This window comes from Ruegeria sp. BK1, from assembly GCF_056535645.1.
Map to the genome: position 1 here is coordinate 1289029 of NZ_JBQFIS010000001.1, position 17493 is coordinate 1306521.

The 17493-nt window shown below is 60.1% G+C and carries 17 protein-coding genes; 7 read left to right on the forward strand and 10 right to left on the reverse strand.

Annotated elements, in window-relative coordinates; genetic code table 11:
- Nucleotides 1-96 precede the first annotated feature (96 nt).
- Complete coding sequence (locus ACR3E7_RS06415) at nt 97-1083, forward strand: GlxA family transcriptional regulator (RefSeq protein ID WP_480502491.1); 987 nt, start codon at nt 97-99, stop codon at nt 1081-1083.
- 88 nt (nt 1084-1171) lie between these two features.
- On the opposite strand, the gene ACR3E7_RS06420 is transcribed toward ACR3E7_RS06415, so the two are convergent.
- The 3 genes from ACR3E7_RS06420 to ACR3E7_RS06430 are packed head-to-tail and all read right to left on the reverse strand — an operon-like array spanning nt 1172 to nt 4180.
- Entirely contained in the window at nt 1172-2218 is a 1047-nt protein-coding gene (locus tag ACR3E7_RS06420; RefSeq protein WP_170788711.1) for an aldo/keto reductase, read from the reverse strand.
- 32 nt (nt 2219-2250) lie between these two features.
- Nucleotides 2251-2709: a DNA polymerase III subunit chi gene (locus ACR3E7_RS06425; RefSeq protein ID WP_170788712.1), complete on the reverse strand. Its 459-nt coding sequence runs from the start codon at nt 2707-2709 to the stop codon at nt 2251-2253.
- Between the two features lie 4 nt (nt 2710-2713).
- Nucleotides 2714-4180, reverse strand: coding sequence for a leucyl aminopeptidase (locus tag ACR3E7_RS06430; protein WP_480502492.1), 1467 nt, complete (start codon nt 4178-4180; stop codon nt 2714-2716).
- 231 nt (nt 4181-4411) lie between these two features.
- Here ACR3E7_RS06430 and lptG point away from each other — a divergent pair, with 231 nt between their 5' ends.
- The 5 genes from lptG (at nt 4412) to rsmA (ending at nt 10804) form a co-directional block, all read left to right on the forward strand.
- Nucleotides 4412-5512 carry an LPS export ABC transporter permease LptG gene (lptG, locus tag ACR3E7_RS06435; protein ID WP_170788714.1) on the forward strand — a complete coding sequence of 367 codons (1101 nt, stop codon included), beginning with the start codon at nt 4412-4414 and terminating at the stop codon, nt 5510-5512.
- A complete protein-coding gene (locus tag ACR3E7_RS06440) occupies nt 5512-7674 on the forward strand; it encodes an LPS-assembly protein LptD (RefSeq protein ID WP_170788715.1) in 2163 nt (720 codons plus the stop codon). Before lptG ends, ACR3E7_RS06440 begins: the two co-directional genes overlap by 1 nt.
- Before the next feature lie 56 nt (nt 7675-7730).
- Nucleotides 7731-8918: a peptidylprolyl isomerase gene (locus ACR3E7_RS06445; RefSeq protein WP_480502493.1), complete on the forward strand. Its 1188-nt coding sequence runs from the start codon at nt 7731-7733 to the stop codon at nt 8916-8918.
- A complete protein-coding gene (gene pdxA, locus ACR3E7_RS06450; protein ID WP_170788716.1) occupies nt 8915-9880 on the forward strand; it encodes a 4-hydroxythreonine-4-phosphate dehydrogenase PdxA in 966 nt (321 codons plus the stop codon). The genes ACR3E7_RS06445 and pdxA overlap by 4 nt, the downstream gene beginning before the upstream one ends.
- A gap of 81 nt (nt 9881-9961) precedes the next feature.
- Entirely contained in the window at nt 9962-10804 is an 843-nt protein-coding gene (gene rsmA, locus ACR3E7_RS06455) for a 16S rRNA (adenine(1518)-N(6)/adenine(1519)-N(6))-dimethyltransferase RsmA (RefSeq protein WP_480502494.1), read from the forward strand.
- 55 nt (nt 10805-10859) lie between these two features.
- Here rsmA and ACR3E7_RS06460 read toward each other — a convergent pair whose 3' ends face one another.
- From ACR3E7_RS06460 to prfA, 3 genes are all read right to left on the reverse strand, one after another.
- Nucleotides 10860-11435 (reverse strand): DUF4167 domain-containing protein, encoded by a 576-nt coding sequence (locus tag ACR3E7_RS06460; protein WP_170774436.1) that lies wholly within the window; start codon nt 11433-11435, stop codon nt 10860-10862.
- Nucleotides 11436-11672: 237 nt separating this feature from the next.
- Nucleotides 11673-12518: a peptide chain release factor N(5)-glutamine methyltransferase gene (prmC, locus tag ACR3E7_RS06465; RefSeq protein ID WP_480502495.1), complete on the reverse strand. Its 846-nt coding sequence runs from the start codon at nt 12516-12518 to the stop codon at nt 11673-11675.
- Nucleotides 12515-13570, reverse strand: a complete 1056-nt coding sequence (gene prfA, locus ACR3E7_RS06470; RefSeq protein ID WP_170782537.1) for a peptide chain release factor 1 — start codon at nt 13568-13570, stop codon at nt 12515-12517. Before prfA ends, prmC begins: the two co-directional genes overlap by 4 nt.
- Before the next feature lie 63 nt (nt 13571-13633).
- Between prfA and ACR3E7_RS06475 the strand changes: the two genes are divergently transcribed.
- Nucleotides 13634-13921, forward strand: coding sequence for a hypothetical protein (locus tag ACR3E7_RS06475; RefSeq protein ID WP_480502496.1), 288 nt, complete (start codon nt 13634-13636; stop codon nt 13919-13921).
- On the opposite strand, the gene ACR3E7_RS06480 is transcribed toward ACR3E7_RS06475, so the two are convergent.
- The 4 genes from ACR3E7_RS06480 to ACR3E7_RS06495 all read right to left on the reverse strand — a co-directional run bounded on the left by ACR3E7_RS06480 (nt 13862) and on the right by ACR3E7_RS06495 (nt 17488).
- Nucleotides 13862-14269 (reverse strand): DUF1499 domain-containing protein, encoded by a 408-nt coding sequence (locus tag ACR3E7_RS06480; protein WP_170782538.1) that lies wholly within the window; start codon nt 14267-14269, stop codon nt 13862-13864. The genes ACR3E7_RS06475 and ACR3E7_RS06480 overlap by 60 nt on opposite strands.
- 66 nt (nt 14270-14335) lie before the next feature.
- Nucleotides 14336-15283 carry an agmatinase gene (gene speB / locus ACR3E7_RS06485; protein ID WP_480502497.1) on the reverse strand — a complete coding sequence of 316 codons (948 nt, stop codon included), beginning with the start codon at nt 15281-15283 and terminating at the stop codon, nt 14336-14338.
- A gap of 63 nt (nt 15284-15346) precedes the next feature.
- The gene (gene speB / locus ACR3E7_RS06490; protein ID WP_480502498.1) at nt 15347-16312 is read right to left on the reverse strand and encodes an agmatinase; all 966 of its coding nucleotides are present in this window, start codon (nt 16310-16312) and stop codon (nt 15347-15349) included.
- A gap of 12 nt (nt 16313-16324) precedes the next feature.
- Entirely contained in the window at nt 16325-17488 is a 1164-nt protein-coding gene (locus ACR3E7_RS06495; RefSeq protein ID WP_480502499.1) for a M20 aminoacylase family protein, read from the reverse strand.
- Between the last annotated feature and the right edge of the window lie 5 nt (nt 17489-17493).

A 17493-nucleotide genomic window follows, 5' to 3' on the forward strand; every position in this document is an offset into this window, starting at 1 on the left:
AGTTTTCCCCAGACTTCTCCCCGGCAATCGATTTGCGTTGCCTGCGACTCTGACGCAGCCTTGTGGAAACACTTGCCAGAATGCGAATCAAACTTGATGAAATCCGCAAAAAACATCCTCCAACCCGAACATCGCGCCCTGAAAACGGCTGTGCTGGTGCTGGACGACTGCAACACGCTTAGTTTTGCATCCGCTGTAGACCCCATGCGCGCAGCCAACCGTCTGGCCGATCGCCCCGCCTTTGACTGGGATTATGTCACTGCCACGCCTGAGCCCGCGATGCTGACCAGCGCACTGACCGTACCGGGTATCCCGCTGGCGCGCCTGCAAAGCTGCGACCTGATGATCGTGGTCGCAGGCTTCCAACTGGCGCGCCACGCAACCCCCAGTCTGTTGGCTGGACTACGCCGGATCGCAAACACCGGCGCCACAATGGCAGGCATCGACGGAGGCCCCTGGCTACTGGCCGAAGCAGGCCTGCTGGACGGCCACGCCGCAACAACCCATTGGGAAGATCTGGATAATTTCGCAGCCCGTTTCCCCGAAGTCGACGTCCGCCCCGACCGGTTCGCTGTCTCGCAAAACCGCCTCACCTCAGGCGGCGCAATCCCAGCGGTCGAAATGATGCTGCATATCATCGCCGCCCGCCACGGCGCAGGCTTCGCCGCACGCGTCTCGGGCCTATTCCTCTATGACGGCGCGCCCGACCCCAGCAAACCGCAAAGCCGCACCGGCGCCCCACACCGCCACACAGCGCTGACGGCCAAAGCCAACAGCCTGATGCAATCCGCGCTGGATAACCCCCTGCCGCTGACCAACATAGCCGAGACACTGGGTACCAGCCCCCGCACCCTGCAACAGCAATTCCGCCTGCGCCTGAACACCACGCCGCAAGACCACTACCTGCAACTGCGCCTGGCCGAGGCCCGCCGTCTGGTCACAGATACTGACATGCCGCTGATGGACGTAGCACTAGCCACAGGCTTTGCCTCGCAATCAAGCTTCGCCCGCGCCTTCCGCACGGCCCACGGCCTGTCGGCCCGTGACCTAAGACAAGAACGCGCGCACCCCACCCATCACTGACCGGATCCGCTTTCATCTGGCCAAAAATATCCCGGGGGAGACGCCCGTAAAGGGCGGCGGGGGCAGAGCCCCCGACCCACCGCGAAACCTAGTACGGCATCGGAAAGGCGCGATGGGCCGCGGTGATCTCGCTCAAAACTTCCGAGGACAACTCAAGATCCTTACCCGCAAGGATACGTTCCAGTTGCTTGACCGTCGTGGCCCCGAATATTGCCGACAACATGAACTTCCGTGTCTGGCACCATGCTAGCGACATCTGGACCGGGTCCAGCCCATGCCGATCTGCAATATCAAGATAGGCCGCAACCGCGTCAAACACACGATCTGACTTGCGCCCACCCATCTCGGCATTGATCGACATGCGCGATCCGTCGGGCACCGCACCGCCCTGATACTTACCAGTCAGGAACCCCGCAGCCAAAGGTGAGAACGCCATCAATCCCACATCCTCATGCACGCTCAACTCGGCCATATCGGTATCGAAATGCCGACAAAGCAGTGAATACTCATTCTGAACCGAAGCCACCCGTGGCCCCGCCCCTGCCTCAGCCAAGCGTAACCATTGCGCGGTGCCCCAAGCGCTTTCGTTGGACAGGCCAAAGGCGCGGATATTGCCCTTGTTCACCTGCACCTGCAGCGCCTCCAGACACTCCTGCATGTTGGCCAGCACTTCGTCGGTGTTGTCACCTGCCGGCGCAAAGGTCCAATTCTGGCGGAACATGTAGCTGCCCCGGTTTGGCCAGTGAAATTGGTAAAGGTCGATGCAGTCCGTCTTCAACCGCCGCAGGGATCCCTCGACCGCCTCTGGAATGGTTTGGGCAGAGATTGGAGACCCGTTCCGCGCATGCGTAAACCCTGCTCCTGAATGTTTGGTCGCCAGCACATAGTCACTGCGGCGCGACGGGTTTGCCGCGTTCCAGTTCCCCAAGATCTCTTCGGTGCGCCCCACCGTTTCGGCCGAGATCGGGTTAACCGGATACATCTCGGCTGCGTCGACGAAATTGATCCCGGCCTCCAACGCCATATCCATCTGAATGTGGGCGTCCGCCTCGGATGTCTGGGTTCCGAATGTCATGGTCCCAAGACATAGATCGGTCACCATGATGCCGGTGCGGCCCAAAGGCTTCATTTCCATTTATCACTCTCCTGAAATCTGTACGGCAGGGCCTAAGCCTCGGCCTTCTTCTCCCATCGACCCGAAGCCTCGGACCAGTATTGCGCCGAACAACCTGCGTCAGTCAGTGCTTTCCACTGCCCCCGCGCGTGCTGCACCGCCTGTTCATCATTGCCGTCGAACAGGATGCATACCCGCTCCAACGCGTTCACTTCGTCCGGGGCAACAGCGGCACCGTCAACGGCCATCACACAAGCCGGATCGTTGCCAGCCTGCGGGCCGGTGGTCAGCAAGATGGGCTGATCCGCGTCATGCGGACCTCCCGCAAGACCATGCGGCAGGAACCCATCCTCGGGCCCCAGCCACAGTTTTTCATCCAGCCAGTCCATCCGTGCGGGATCAGTGCCCCGCACGGCAATCCGCCACCCGGCCTGACGCGCCTTGTCCAGCAACGCCGGCAAAGTGTGCTCCAGCGGGCGTTGGGTCAGGTGGTAGAAATAGACAGCCCCCATCCGATTACTCGAAATTGTCCTGCACGAACCGGCTCAGCGCCCGCACGCCCCATCCCGTTGCCCCTTTTGGCGCGTAGGACGTCTCGGACGCGACCGAGGCGACACCAGCGATATCCAGGTGAATCCACGGCGTTTCCTCTTTCACGAACCGTTGCAGGAACTGCGCCGCCGTGATCGAGCCCGCAGGCCGTCCGCCCACGTTCTTCATATCCGCGATGCGCGACTTCAGCATCTCGTCATATTTCGGGCCAAGCGGCATCCGCCACGCGCCCTCATCCTCGGCCTTGGCGGATTTCAGGAAGGCTTCGCAGAACGTATCATTGTTCGAGAAGACGCCCGCATTCTCATGCCCCAGACCGATGATGATCGCACCGGTCAAGGTCGCCAGATCGACCATGCCTACAGGGCTGAAGCGTTCTTGCGCGTACCACATCACGTCGCACAGGACCAAGCGGCCCTCGGCATCGGTGTTGATAATCTCGACTGTATCGCCCTTCATGGACTTGACGACATCGCCCGGACGCGTGGCATTGCCCGAGGGCATGTTCTCGACTAGCCCAACTAGGCCGACCACGTTGGCCTTGGCCTTGCGCTTGGCCAGCGCGCGCATGGTGCCAGCGACAACGCCTGCGCCGCCCATATCCATGGTCATGTCTTCCATGCCACCCGCAGGTTTCAACGAAATCCCGCCGGTATCGAACACAACGCCTTTGCCCACCAGCGCCAGCGGAGAATCGCCCTTGTCGCCACCGTTCCACTGCATCACCACAACCTTCGAGGGGCTAACCGAGCCCTGCCCGACGCTCAGCAATGTGCGCATCCCCAGTTCTTCGAGCTTGTCCTCTTCCAGAACCTCGACCTCAAGGCCCAGTTCCTGCATTTCGACCAAGCGATCGGCGAATTCGGTGGTGGTCAGAACGTTTGCAGGCTCATTGGTCAAGTCGCGCGTCATCCGCACGCCGTCGGCAATGGCGTAGAGCGGCGCAAATGCCACCTCGACCTCATCGGGTTTTTGATGCGCGATCGTGACCGGAGCGGCCGCGTCGGCATCTTTTGTCTTGTGCGCATCGAAATCATAGCTGCGAAGGGCGATACCAAGGGCCAGTTCCTCGGTCCTAATCTGGTTCGCCGCCATGACCAATAGCGCTTTGCCGCCTGCCAGTTTGGCCAGCGCAACACCGCCCTTGCGGGCCTCGGCCGGATCAGGACGGCGGGGCAGAATCAGGATGTCCAGTGCCTCGGCCACCATTCCTCCGGGCCAAGCCAGCGTGATCACGTCACCGCTTTTCACCTTGCCGAAGCGTTCGCTTTCCACCAGTCGTGCGACGGCTCCACGGGTCAGACGATTGGCACGCCGTGCTGCTGGGCCCATCTTACCATCGTCCGTGATGATTATCGCCACGCGCCCCTCGGCCTGTGCCATTACGTCGATGTCGAAAGACTGAAACTGGATCGGGATAAGACTGCTCATGGCGAACTCCTGAAAATCTGTTTCCCAAGACCTAGCCCGCGCTGCCCGGCTTGACCAGATAGCAGTTTTCCCCGACAGGCATTTGCAGTACAGTCGCGAAAAAATTCCGGCAGGTTGGTGGGAGAGTGCAGTGGTAAGACGGGGCAGGCATATGCCGTCGCATATAAGCGCGGCCCGCGGTGTGTCCGACCCGTTGCCTCCCACAAATATTGGTCCGGCAGGATGGGTGCTATGATCCTCGACCGCTACTTCGCCCGCCGCTTCATGCAGAGTTTTTTAGTCATCGGCGCGATTTTCCTGACCCTGCTGATTCTGATCGACCTGATCGAACAGGTGCGCCGCTTTGACGACGAAAACCTGTCCTTCGGACGGTTGCTGCATTTGACCCTGCTGAATACCCCCGCTGCCATCAGCGAGATGCTGCCCCTTTTGGTGATCCTGTCCACAATCGCGCTTTTTGTCGGTCTGGCCCGCAGTTCGGAGCTGGTGGTGACACGCGCCATCGGTCGGTCAGGCATTCGCGCGCTGCTCGCGCCCGCCACGCTGGCGCTGGTCATCGGCGCAGGAGCGGTCGCCCTGCTGAATCCCATTGCGGCTGCCACGTCCGAGGAATATCAACGCCTGTCCGACAGCTACCGCAACAACGGAAGTTCGGCCTTTTCGATCAGCAGCGAAGGCCTGTGGTTGCGACAGGGCTCGCGCAATGGACAATCGGTGATCCACGCGCGGGGCACCGCAAATGGGAACACTTTGGTCCTGAACGAGGTGACGATCATCACCTTTTCACCTGACGGGACACCGAACCAGCAGATCCAAGCAGACGCGGCTGAACTTAAGGACGGGAATTGGATCCTCAGCAACGCAAAGGTTTGGCCGTTGATCCAAGGCGTCAATCCTGAAACCAACGCGGCAGAGCATGAAAGGCTGGAGATTCCGACCTCGCTCACACGTCAGCGTATTCTGGATACATTGGGCGATCAGGGATCCGTGTCGGTCTATGACCTGCCAGAACTGATCCGCGATTTGGGTGAAGCGGGGTTTTCGACCAAACAATATGAGGTCTGGCTGCAAGTTCAGCTTGCCCGGCCCTTCTTTCTAGTGGCAATGGTCCTGATCGGGGCCGCCTTCACAATGCGCCATGTAAGGTTCGGAGGCACCGGGATCGCCGTACTGTCGGCGGTTTTGCTGGGGTTCGCCATCTACTTCGTAAGAAACTTTGCCCAAATTCTGGGAGAAAACGGACAATTGCCTATCTTCGTCGCGGCCTGGGCTCCGCCATTTGCAGCCATTCTTTTGTCGCTCGGCCTCCTTTTACACGCGGAGGACGGCTGATGCGTCTTTTCGCGCGTTTATTGTTGTCTGGTGCCGTCGCGCTCACACTGCCCGTAGCTGCGACAGCGCAAGCACAGCCCACAGCCGCCCCAGTGCAGGATCAGGAGCAACAGGATGAACCGGCGTTGCTGGTGGCCGACAAGATCTTTATCACCCCCGACCGCGTTCTGGTGGCTGAGGGCAATGTCGAGGCGTTTCAGGGCGACGCCAAAGTCACCGCCAACCGGATCACGTATAACCGCGACACCGGCGAGCTGAATCTGGAAGGCCCCGTGCGCATTGATCAGGCCGGGACAACCACGATTCTGGCGGATTCGGCCACGTTGGACAGCGGCATCCAAAACGGCCTGCTGATAGGTGCGCGGATGGTGTTCGAACAGCAGGTGCAGATCGCATCCGTTCAGGCCAAACGTGCGGGCGGACGGTATACGCAGTTCGACAAGGTCTCGGCCACATCCTGTCATATTTGTTCGGACGGCAGGCCGCCTCTTTGGCAGATCCGGGCGCGGAAAGTCACGCATGACCAGCTGGAGCGGCAACTATACTTCGAAGGCGCACAGTTCAGGATTCTGGACCTGCCTGTCTTCTACTTCCCTTATCTGCGCCTTCCCGATCCGACGCTGGACCGCGCCACGGGGTTTCTGGTGCCGTCGATCCGCACGACGTCGCAGCTTGGGACCGGAGTTCAGGTTCCCTATTTCTTCAAGTTGGGTGATCACCGGGATCTGACGCTGACGCCTTATATCTCGCCCGAAACCAAAACGCTGGGCTACCGTTATCGGCAAGCGTTCAAGCGGGGGCGGATCGAAATTGATGGCGCGTATACACGTGACGACCTGGAACCCGGTGAGGATCGCGGGTTCTTATTTGCAAACGGATATTTTGGGCTTAACGACGGATATCTGCTCAGTTTCAACCTGCAAACCACCTCGGACGACGCGTATCTGGCCGATTATGGCCTGCCCGAATTCGACCGCCTGCGCAGTGAAATTGCATTGGAACGGTACGAGCGCGATACCGCATTCCGCACCAGCTTTATCCACTTCAAAACCCTGCGCGACAGTGAAGATCAGGATGAAATCCCATCGCGCATCTTCGATCTGTTCTACGAGAAACGCCTGTTTCCCAAATCGGTCGGAGGCGAAGTACGGCTAGGCGTCGAGACCCACGCGCATGAGCGCACCAGCGACGAAGACGTGCTGGGCCGCGACGTCGCACGGGCGACATTCGATGCGGAATGGCTTCGCAGCTGGACTTTTGCATCCGGGCTGCGTGCCGACGCGCAACTGGGTGCGTCTGTGGACACATTCAACATTCGCCATGACAGCAATTTTCCCGATCAGGTGACGCGCACCACGCCGCGCGCCGCGCTGACCCTGCGCTATCCGATGGCACGCCGCGAACAAAGCGGGGCAACACAGGTGCTGGAGCCGATTGCGCAGGTCGGTTGGACCCAGGTTTCGACCAATGATGTGCCGCTGGATGAAAGCACCTTTCAGGAATTCGACCAAGGGAACCTTTTGTCCCTGTCGCGCTTTCCCGCGCCCGACAGGCGCGAGGATGGGGTCACGGGCGTATTCGGGCTCAACTGGTCCCGATATGCGGGCAATGGTCGCCGTGCGTTGGTTACAGTCGGGCAGGTCTATCGCGCAGATGCAGACCCCGAGTTCAACCTGACCTCGGGCTTGCAGGGAACCTCGTCCGATCTGTTGCTGGCCGGGCAGCTGCAAACCGCCAATGGTTGGTCCCTCGCGGGGCGCGGTCTGTTGAACGGCGATTTCAGCTTCGCCAAGGCCGAGATGCGCGCGGCCTGGCAAAGGGAAACCGTTGGGATCGTAGGAAGTTACGTCTGGCAAGAACCCGACCCGGATGAAAATATCGACGACGAGATATCGGAAATACGTTTGGACGGGCGCTATACAATCGACCAAAACTGGCTGACCCAGGCCCTCGCCCGATATGATATTAGTGAATCCGAGCCGATCCGATACGGGCTTGGCGTCACCTACCGCAACGAATGCGTACAAGTTAACATGAGTGTCAGCAGGCGCTTTACTTCGTCATCAAGTATTGAGCCTTCGACAGAATTCGGCTTTACCGTAGCTTTGACGGGATATTCCGTTGAAGGCAGTGGCCAACAGTTCAAGAGAAGATGCAGTTGATTCCAGGTTTCTCAAGTTTCCTTCGTTCCGGTTGGCTTAAACCGGTTGCTCCGGTTTTGACCGCGCTTGTCCTTGCTTTCGTCGCTCCGCAAACGCAGGCCCAAAGCCTGTTCTCGCCTGCAATCAAGGTCAATCAGGATATCGTTACCTGGTACGAACTGGATCAACGCCAGCAATTCCTGACCGTTCTGGGCGCGCCGGGCGCATCAGACGAAGAAGTCCGCCAGGCCCTAATTGATGACCGTCTACGCCGACAGGTCATGCGTCAGGCCGGAATCTCGGCCAACCCCGAGGCCGTTCAACTGGGCATTGACGAGTTCGCAGCACGCGGCCAGCTTTCCAGCGATGAATTCCTGCAACTCCTTGCTGATGCCGGGGTATCACGTGAAACCGTACGTGATTTTATCGCCGACCAACTCTCGTGGCGTGATTTCATCAGCGCCCGGTTTATCTCGCAAGCGCGCCCGACCGAGGATGAGATTAACCGTGCCCTGGGCCAATCGGGCAGCGGCGGCCTTCAGGTTTTGCTCTCCGAAATCATCATCCCCGTGACACCGCAGACTCTGCCGCAAGTGCAATTGTTGGCCGACGAAATCGCTCTGGTTGAAGGGTTCGATGCCTTTTCAGCGGCGGCAACGCAATATTCGGCCGCTGGCACCCGCACCAATGGCGGTCAATTGGACTGGTTGAACCTGACCGAGCTTCCGCCCGCTTTGCAGCCGGTTATTCTTGGGTTGAAGACCGGTGACATCACCCAACCCATATCCCTGTCCAACGCCGTCGCACTGTTTCAGATGCGGGGCATCCGGGAAAGCGCAACAGCCGCGCCACAGTACTCCAAGGTCGATTACGCAATCTACAATCTGCCAGGCGGACGCAGCCCGGCAACCCTCGCGCGCGCAGCCGAATTACGTGAAGAGGTCGATACCTGCGACGATCTCTACGGTATCGCACAGGATCAGCCCCCAGAAGTTCTGGAACGGATTGAGGCCGCACCAGCCGAGATTCCGCGCGATATAGCGCTGGAACTGGCCAAGCTGGACCTCAACGAGGTATCCACCACCCTGACCAGCAACAATGGTCAGACACTGCGCTTCCTGATGCTGTGCACGCGCACACTGGACCGTGGAGAAGAAACATCGCGGGCAGACGTCGCCAACGCCCTGACGCAGCAGCGCCTGCAAGCCTTTTCCGAAAGCCTTCTGGAGCAGCTGCGCGCCGACGCCACGATCGTCGAGCAATGACAGCCCCTATCGCGCTAAGCTGCGGTGACCCGGCCGGTATCGGCCCGGAAATCGCAGCAAAAGCTTGGGCCGAGCTGCGCGACACCTGCCCGTTCTTCTTCATCGGAGACGCAGCGCATTTGCCGGGCGGGACCCCGACCGCAAAAATTTCGGATCCGGCCGAGGCAATGAAACTTAGCACCACGGCCCTGCCCGTCCTACAGCTCGACTTTCCCGAATCCGCTCTTCCCGGCCGCCCTGCCTCCGCCAACGCGCCAGGTGTCATTGATGCAATCGAGTTTGGCGTATCCCTGGTCCAATCCGGTGCGGCCTCTGCGCTGTGCACGGCACCGATCCACAAAAAGGCTCTGATCGACGGCGCCGGTTTCGCCTATCCCGGCCATACCGAGTTTCTGGCGGCGCTTTCTGGTTGCAAACGGGTGGTGATGATGCTGGCCAGCGACCAGCTTCGTGTGGTGCCCGCAACGATCCACATTCCGCTGTCCCGCGTCCCGGCGGAACTGACCCCTGACCTCCTGCAAGACACGATCGAGATCACCGCGCATGGCCTACGCACCCAATTCGGTATCCCGAACCCTCGCATCGCCATCGCGGGCCTCAACCCTCACGCAGGCGAAGGCGGCAAAATGGGGCATGAGGAACTGGACTGGATCGGCCCCCTTATCGAAAGGCTGCCTACCTATGACTACACGGTCACCGGCCCCCACCCGGCCGACACCATGTTTCACGCCGCCGCCCGCACCCGCTATGACGCAGCTATCGCGATGTATCACGACCAAGCGCTGATCCCGATCAAGACGCTGGACTTCGACCGCGGCGTGAACGTGACACTGGGACTACCCTTCATCCGCACCTCACCCGACCACGGCACCGCCATGGACATCGCCGGGCAAGGCATCGCCAACCCCTCCAGCCTGATCGAGGCCCTGAAGCTTGCCCAACGCATGGCGCAAAGCACTTGACCCTTCACCTGGCTGAAAATATCCCCGCCGGAGGCAAAAAAACTGGCGCACCGCCTCAACCCGCGCCACGGTAACCGGATCATGAGCGCCATCGACACACTTCCCCCACTGCGCGACGTCATCGCCGCACACCAGCTTTCGGCCCGCAAATCTCTGGGCCAGAATTTTCTGCTGGATCTGAACCTAACTGCCAAGATCGCCCGTCAGGCCGGTGATCTGACTACATGCGACGTGCTGGAAATCGGCCCCGGTCCCGGCGGCCTGACCCGTGGGCTTCTGTCCGAAGGCGCCCGAAAAGTCGTCGCCGTCGAAAAAGACACCCGCTGCATCACCGCCCTCAACGAGATCGCAGCCGCCTATCCGGGCAGGCTTGAGGTCATTAACGGCGATGCGCTTGAAATCAATCCGCTCGCCCACCTGACGCCCCCCATTCGCATTGCCGCGAACCTGCCCTACAATGTGGGCACCGAATTGCTGGTGCGCTGGCTGACCCCGCCAGAATGGCCCCCGTTCTGGCAAAGCCTGACCCTAATGTTCCAACGCGAAGTGGCCGAGCGGATCGTCGCCCAACCCGGCAGCAAAGCCTATGGCCGCCTTGCCATCCTTGCTCAATGGCGGGCCGAGGCAAGGATCGCCATGTCCCTGCCGCCGGGTGCCTTTACGCCACCCCCAAAAGTTTCCAGCGCGGTGGTCCACCTGACCGCCCTGCCCGAGCCTCGTTTTCCGGCAGATGCAGCCACCCTGTCCCGCGTTGTCGCGGCAGCCTTCAACCAGCGGCGCAAAATGCTGCGCGCCTCGTTGAAAGGCGTCGCCCCCGATATCGAAGACAGGTTGCGCGCTGCTGGCATAGAACCCACCGAAAGGGCCGAACAGGTCCCGTTGGAAGCCTTCTGCGCTCTGGCTCGTGCAGTGAAGCAGCCCTAAGAAACAAAAAAACCTCGGGTCGAAACCCGAGGCCTAACTTTGCTATTCAAACCGATTACTCAGCCGCCTCCGGGGCGTCTCCCTTGTCGGCAGCGGGTTCTTCCGCAGCGGGGGCGGCCTTGGGCTTGCGCGCACGTGGCTTGCGTGCCGGTTTTTCTTTCTTCTCAGGTGCGGCGTCGCCGCCTTTGCTTTCGGGTGTCTCCACCAGACCGGATTCAGGTGCCGCATCTTCGGGCGCGAACCCCATCACATCAGGCTGCGGAGCCTCTGCCGGGTCGGCTTGACGGGCGGCTTCACGTTCCTGACGCTCGGCGCGCTCGCGGTCACGTTCGGCCTGGCGTTCGCGGTTCTGACGCTCTTGCTCTTCGCGGCGGGCTTCCATCTCGCGTTGGGCTTCGCTCAGCAGGCGCAGGTAATGCTCGGCATGTTGCTGGAAATTCTCGGCGGCCACACGGTCATTGGACAGCTGCGCATCGCGGGCAAGCTGGTTGTACTTGTCAATGATCTGCTGGGGCGTGCCTCGCACTTTGCCTTCCGGCCCCGAGCTGTCAAAGACCCGGTTTACAACGTTGCCGCCAGAAGGACGATTGCGGTTATTCTTGGCCCGCGAGCGGGATTTGGAAGATCTCATCTACTTTCGTCAGCCTTGTCTTACGATGTCGATCACCTCGCGACGTACACTGCTCAAAGGCTTTAGCTGTGACGCGATGTCGACTTTTTGGGCTTGGCGTCAGGGGCGCGCTGTAACGGCGTCAACCTCGCTGACTATTCCTGAGTAAACATGTCCGGCAGGTTCAGACAAGGGGTTTGTCCCATTTTTCGCTGCTTTTTTACATCAATCGGCAGAAATCGGCCTCAGAACGTGTCGTCATTGCGGCATTCTGGCGAAAACGACGCGGTCACGCCCATCCAGATCAGGAATAACGCGCGTCTCAGACAAACCTGCCGCATCAAAAAGCGCCGCCACGGCAGCGCCCTGCGTCGGGCCAATTTCCACCAGCAACCGCCCGCCCGGTAATAGAAAATCAGGCACACCGGCGGCGATGCGTCTATACGCCCCAAGCCCATCCCCTTCGTCGGTCAGAGCCATGCGCGGTTCATGCTCGCGCACTTCCGGGGACAGCGCCTCCATTTCGGACAGCGAAATATACGGGGGATTCGAGACAATAAGATCGAATTCACCCTCAATGTTTCCAAACCAATCGGATTGAAGAACCTCCACCCGGTCTTGTACCTGATGCTGCACGGCATTCGCACTGGTTTGCAGGCAGGCCGATTCACTCAGATCAACGCCAACGCCCGACGCGCTGGTGCGTTCAGCCAGCAAAGTGATCAGAATACAGCCCGAACCTGTGCCCAAGTCCATAACGTGATCGAACGGCTCGCTCAAGGCGGCTTCGATCAGGGTCTCTGTCTCGGGACGCGGGTCCAGCACATCGCGACTGACCCGGAACCTACGGCCATAGAACTCACGCTCGCCCAGCAGATGCGACACCGGGACACGAATGGCCCGCAGCGCGATCAGTTGATCATAGCGTTCGGCGATTTCCGGAGCCAATTCCTCTGGCGCAATCAAGGTGACACGGCTGGCCTCGATCCGGGCGGCATGGGCAAGCAGAACACGTGCATCGCGCGCCGGGTCATCGACGCCCGCCGCGCGCAGCCGAGCCGTCGCGGCAACCATCGCCATAGCCGCTGTCTGCGGCCCGTTCATTGTGCCATCTCGGCCAGCAAACGTGCCTGATCGTCAGCGGTGAGCGCGTCGATGATTTCGTCCAAGTCGCCCTGCATCACCTGATCCAACTTATAAAGCGTCAGGTTGATGCGGTGATCCGTCATGCGGCCCTGCGGGAAGTTATAGGTCCTGATCCGCTCAGAGCGGTCCCCGGACCCCACCTGACTGGCCCGATCGGCTGAGCGTTCACTGTCGATCCGCTGGCGCTCCAAGTCATAGAGGCGCGTTTTCAGCACCTGCATAGCAATCTCGCGGTTGCGGTGTTGGGATTTCTCGGAACTGGTCACAACCAGCCCGGTCGGAAGGTGGGTAATGCGCACCGCCGAGTCGGTAGTGTTCACATGCTGTCCCCCCGCGCCCGAGCTGCGCATGGTGTCGATACGGATGTCATTGGCGTCGACCTGAATGTCCACATCCTCAGCCTCGGGCAAAACGGCCACGGTGGCTGCCGAGGTATGAATCCGCCCCCCGCTTTCGGTTTCGGGCACGCGCTGCACCCGGTGCACGCCGGATTCGTACTTCATCCGGGCAAAGACGTTCTCGCCCTTGATATGGGCCACCACCTCTTTGATGCCACCCAGATCGGAGGCCTGTTCTTCGATGATCTCAAACCGCCAGCCGCGCGCCTCGGCGTAACGCTGATACATGCGCAACAGATCGCCTGCGAACAATGCGGCCTCGTCCCCACCCGTGCCCGGTCGGATTTCCAGCATCGCTGGGCGTGCGTCGGCCTCGTCTCGGGGCAACAGCGCCAATTGCAGCGCATGTTCTGCTTGCGGGATACGGGCCTGAAGATCAGGAATTTCCTCTTCGGCCAGTTCCTTCATGTCGGGGTCGGCCAGCATTGCCTCGGCCTCGGCCAAATCGGCCCGCAGCTGCCGCCAGGCCATGATCTGATCAACCACGGGCTTGAGATCCGAATACTCCTTGGCCAAGGCCGCAATATCTCCACCCGAGGCACCATCGGACATGGCCGCTTCGAGGTATTGGAATCGCTGGGTTATCTGCTCAAGGCGTTCTTCGGGGATCATCTGGGCGGTGTCCCCTAATATGCCGCTTTGGTCAAGAGCCGTGCTTGTGCTAAGATAGCCGACATGAAGGGGTTGGTTTTCGTTTTATCGCTGTTTGCGGTGCCTGCCATGGCGGATTACGTCGGGCCGGACGGCAAGGTGCGCGACTGCTATTGCACAGACAAATCAGGTGCACGCGTGGATTTGGGTGAGATGATCTGCTTGCAGGTCGATGGCCGCATGTTCATGGCACAGTGTCAGATGTCGCTGAACGTGCCAATGTGGCGCGAGGTGTCCGAGGGGTGTTTGTCCTCAGGGTTGGAGCGCAGCAAGCCACTCGTCAACTCGGTCTCGGTTTACCCCAAAATCTGATCGCCCAAAGCGCAGGCGTGCATGGATGCGTAGGGTATCGCCGTCTTGCTGGACCGTGGTGTAGTCGGGAAAGCCGATCACTTTGCTGCGGGTAATGTAGGTGATCATCCCCTCATCCACTGACCCGGCCAGCACGGTAGTGCGCGGCGTGGCCTGCGCGATGTCGTCCAGTCGGGCAAGACCTTCCGGCCCGGTTTCAACGATGCGAATGACGCCGCCTTGCATATCCGTATCCGCCGTTGCAGTCAGCGGCATATGCCATTGGGCAGGGTCAGAGGGTGCGAGACGGATATAAACCCACAAAGCCACAACAGCCCCGACTAGCACCCAAACGACCATCTTCTTCATCCTGAACCTCGTGTTTCCGCAGAACCTATTTGGTTCTTAGCGCCCGGCAAGGCACCAAGCGCCCCCTTACCGTGACGTCACGCTAGGCAGGATGCATAGCAGTTCGAAAAGCAGGTTTGCCGCGGTCAGCGCCGTCGTCCCCGCAGGGTCATAGGGCGGAGACACCTCGACCAGATCGCAGCCCAACACGTTCACCCCACTCAAAGCTTGAAGCAATTGCAGAGCTTGCGGCGTGGTCAATCCGGCGATCTCAGGCGTACCGGTGCCGGGCGCAAAGGCCGGATCAAGGCTGTCGATATCATAGGTGATATAGGTCGGATGCTCTCCGATCTCATTGCGAATTTGCGCGCCGATTACCGTCAGGTTCTGCTGCCACAACTCCCACGCGGGGAATTGCTTGAAACCCCAGCCCTTGGCCTGGGTGAAATCTGACGCCGCATAGCCCGAGCCGCGAATGCCGATCTGAAAGGTCTTGTCGGGGACGATCAGGCCCTCTTCATAGGCGCGGCGAAAGACGGTGCCATGGGTTTCACGCTCGCCAAACATCTCGTCATTCACGTCGGCGTGCGCATCCACATGCACCAGCGCCACAGGCCCGTGCTTGGCCGCGATCGCCCGCAGGATTGGCAGGGTGATCGAATGATCGCCGCCCATCGCAACTGGCGTCACCCCCTGCGCCAGAATGGCGTCATAGCTTTCCTTGATGATCTTCAGGCTTTCTGCCAGTGAAAACGTGTTGATCGCAAGATCGCCAATATCGGCGATTTGAAGGCTGTCAAAGGGCGCGGCAAAACTGGCCATGTTACAGGGCCGTATCATCGCACTTTCGGCGCGGATCTGTTTTGGCCCGAACCGCGTGCCCGACCGCCACGAGGTGCCGATATCCATCGGAATGCCCAGCACGGCCACATCCAGCCCCGCCAGAGACTCCGCCTGCGGAAGGCGCATGAACGTGTTCGGCCCCGAAAACCGCGCCAGATCATTGCCGCTGAGGGGTTGGTTAAACTGTGTCATGCCCGTATCTCTCCCTTCCGACCTTTTGGCTAAGGTGATACCGGAAAGATGGCTAACCAATGGTTAAGGCTGCAGTTTGTTCCATCCCAAAAGACAAATAATCTGCGTTGCCACATGGGCACCGGCGATCGCCGTCGCGCCCGAGGTATCAAAAGGCGGAGAGACCTCGACTACATCGCCGCCCTTGATGTTGATCCCGGCAATGTCACGCAAGATGATCTGCGCCTGAATAGAACTCAGACCACCCCAGACTGGTGTACCGGTGCCGGGCGCAAATGCCGGGTCCAAACCGTCGATGTCGAAGCTCAGGTAAACGGGGCTATCGCTCATGATCTCTTTGATCTTTTGCGCCACGGCAGCGGGGCCGGATTCGTAGACCTCACGCGCGTCGATGATGTTGACGCCCAGCGTGTCCTCGTTGGTGGTGCGGATGCCCACCTGAACGGATCGCTTGGGGTCCACGATCCCCGACTTTACCGCCTTGTAAAACATCGTCCCGTGATCCACGCGGGTCATATCGTCATCGGCCCATGTGTCCGTATGCGCATCGAATTGCAGCAGCGACATGGGCCCGTATTTCTCGGCATAGGCTTTCAGGATCGGGAAACTGATATAGTGATCCCCGCCCAAAGTGACCGAGGCCACATCGGCGGCAAGAATGGTGCGGATATGATCCGTCAGCGTGTCGGGAAAGGCTGGGATATTGGCATAGTCATAGGCCATGTCGCCATAGTCTACGATGGCCAACTCGCTGAGTGCATCAAAGGGCCAGCCATAGGGCGCGTCGGGCGATTGCAGCGCGCTGGCCTCGCGGATTGCGCGCGGGCCCAGCCTGGTGCCGGGGCGGTTCGTCACCGCCTGATCGAACGGAACGCCGGTCACGGCGATGTCCACCCCTTTCAGGTCCTTGGTGTATAGCCGCCGCAGAAACGACGTCGCTCCACCAAAGGTATTCTCGAACGACAGCCCCTTGAGGTCGGGGTTGGTGAATGCCTCATCCACCTGAGTTTTTGCGTCTTCCAGTCCCATGTCTTTCCCTTATCAGCCCAGTGGCTGTGCCTTTTCGACGATCCGCGCAAAGAAGGATGCCCCGATGGGCGCGATCTCATCGTTGAAGTTGTATTTCGGATGGTGCAGCCCGGCGCCATCACCCTGCCCCACAAACAGATAGGCACCGGGGCGCGATTGTAGCATGAATGAGAAATCCTCGGCCCCCATCATCGGCGGAACCTCGGTCAGCACGCGCTCATCCCCCGAGATATCGCGCGCCACATCGGCGGCGAATTCAGCCTTGGCGGCGTCGTTGATCGTGGCGGGGTAATTGACCTCATAATCCAGCCGAGCTTCCACCCCGTAAGACTGCGCCTGACCCTGCACGATCTGCGCCATTCGATCCATCACCATCTTCTGTACACTCGGATCAAAGGTGCGCACGGTACCGTTGATATAGGCAGTATCAGGGATCACGTTGTTCACCGAACCGGTATGGATCTGAGTGACCGAGACCACCAGATCGTCCAGCGCATAGTTGTTGCGACTGACAATGGTCTGAATCGCCTGCGCAATCCCGCAAGCTGCCATCACAGGATCGCGGGTTTCATGCGGCATCGCCCCGTGGCCGCCGACACCTTGAATATGAACTTCAAACGTGTCCACCGCAGCCATGATCGGACCGGTATTGGTCTGAAACATCCCCTCGGGCACGCCCGGGGCATTGTGCAGGGCGTAGACCTGAGAGATGTCGAACCGCTCCATGATGCCTTCTTCGACCATGACGCCCGCGCCGCCGCCATCCTCTTCTGCGGGTTGAAAGATCAGCGCCACGCGGCCCGCAAAATTTCGCGTCTCGGCCAGATAGCGCGCTGCGCCCAGCAGCATCGTTGTATGTCCGTCGTGACCGCAGGCGTGCATATTCCCCGGCTTGGTCGAGGCATAGTCCACCCCGGTTTCCTCTGGGATCGGCAGCGCATCCATATCAGCGCGCAGACCGATGGTCGGCCCTTCGCCCTGCCCGTTGATAATGGCGACGATGCCGGTGGTCGCGATCCCCTCGTGAATCTCGTCCACACCGAATTCACGCAGACGCTCGGCCACGAAAGCTGCCGTTTCATGGCATTCGAATTTCAGTTCAGGGATCGTATGCAGGTGCTGCCGCCACGCGGTCATATCGGCGGTATAATCGGCAATTCGGTTGACGACGGGCATCTGGG

Excerpts from the sequence above, each read along its gene's own strand:
- speB (WP_480502498.1), bottom strand. The coding sequence starts at position 16,312 with ATGGGACTGGAAGACGCAAAAACTCAGGTGGATGAGGCATTCACCAAC.
- ACR3E7_RS06475 (WP_480502496.1), top strand. The coding sequence starts at position 13,634 with ATGAAGGGGTTGGTTTTCGTTTTATCGCTGTTTGCGGTGCCTGCCATG.
- ACR3E7_RS06430 (WP_480502492.1), bottom strand. The coding sequence starts at position 4,180 with ATGAGCAGTCTTATCCCGATCCAGTTTCAGTCTTTCGACATCGACGTA.
- ACR3E7_RS06480 (WP_170782538.1), bottom strand. The coding sequence starts at position 14,269 with ATGAAGAAGATGGTCGTTTGGGTGCTAGTCGGGGCTGTTGTGGCTTTG.
- ACR3E7_RS06420 (WP_170788711.1), bottom strand. The coding sequence starts at position 2,218 with ATGGAAATGAAGCCTTTGGGCCGCACCGGCATCATGGTGACCGATCTA.
- ACR3E7_RS06415 (WP_480502491.1), top strand. The coding sequence starts at position 97 with ATGAAATCCGCAAAAAACATCCTCCAACCCGAACATCGCGCCCTGAAA.
- ACR3E7_RS06460 (WP_170774436.1), bottom strand. The coding sequence starts at position 11,435 with ATGAGATCTTCCAAATCCCGCTCGCGGGCCAAGAATAACCGCAATCGT.
- pdxA (WP_170788716.1), top strand. The coding sequence starts at position 8,915 with ATGACAGCCCCTATCGCGCTAAGCTGCGGTGACCCGGCCGGTATCGGC.
- ACR3E7_RS06440 (WP_170788715.1), top strand. The coding sequence starts at position 5,512 with ATGCGTCTTTTCGCGCGTTTATTGTTGTCTGGTGCCGTCGCGCTCACA.
- prfA (WP_170782537.1), bottom strand. The coding sequence starts at position 13,570 with ATGATCCCCGAAGAACGCCTTGAGCAGATAACCCAGCGATTCCAATAC.
- rsmA (WP_480502494.1), top strand. The coding sequence starts at position 9,962 with ATGAGCGCCATCGACACACTTCCCCCACTGCGCGACGTCATCGCCGCA.
- lptG (WP_170788714.1), top strand. The coding sequence starts at position 4,412 with ATGATCCTCGACCGCTACTTCGCCCGCCGCTTCATGCAGAGTTTTTTA.
- prmC (WP_480502495.1), bottom strand. The coding sequence starts at position 12,518 with ATGAACGGGCCGCAGACAGCGGCTATGGCGATGGTTGCCGCGACGGCT.
- ACR3E7_RS06425 (WP_170788712.1), bottom strand. The coding sequence starts at position 2,709 with ATGGGGGCTGTCTATTTCTACCACCTGACCCAACGCCCGCTGGAGCAC.
- ACR3E7_RS06495 (WP_480502499.1), bottom strand. The coding sequence starts at position 17,488 with ATGCCCGTCGTCAACCGAATTGCCGATTATACCGCCGATATGACCGCG.
- speB (WP_480502497.1), bottom strand. The coding sequence starts at position 15,283 with ATGACACAGTTTAACCAACCCCTCAGCGGCAATGATCTGGCGCGGTTT.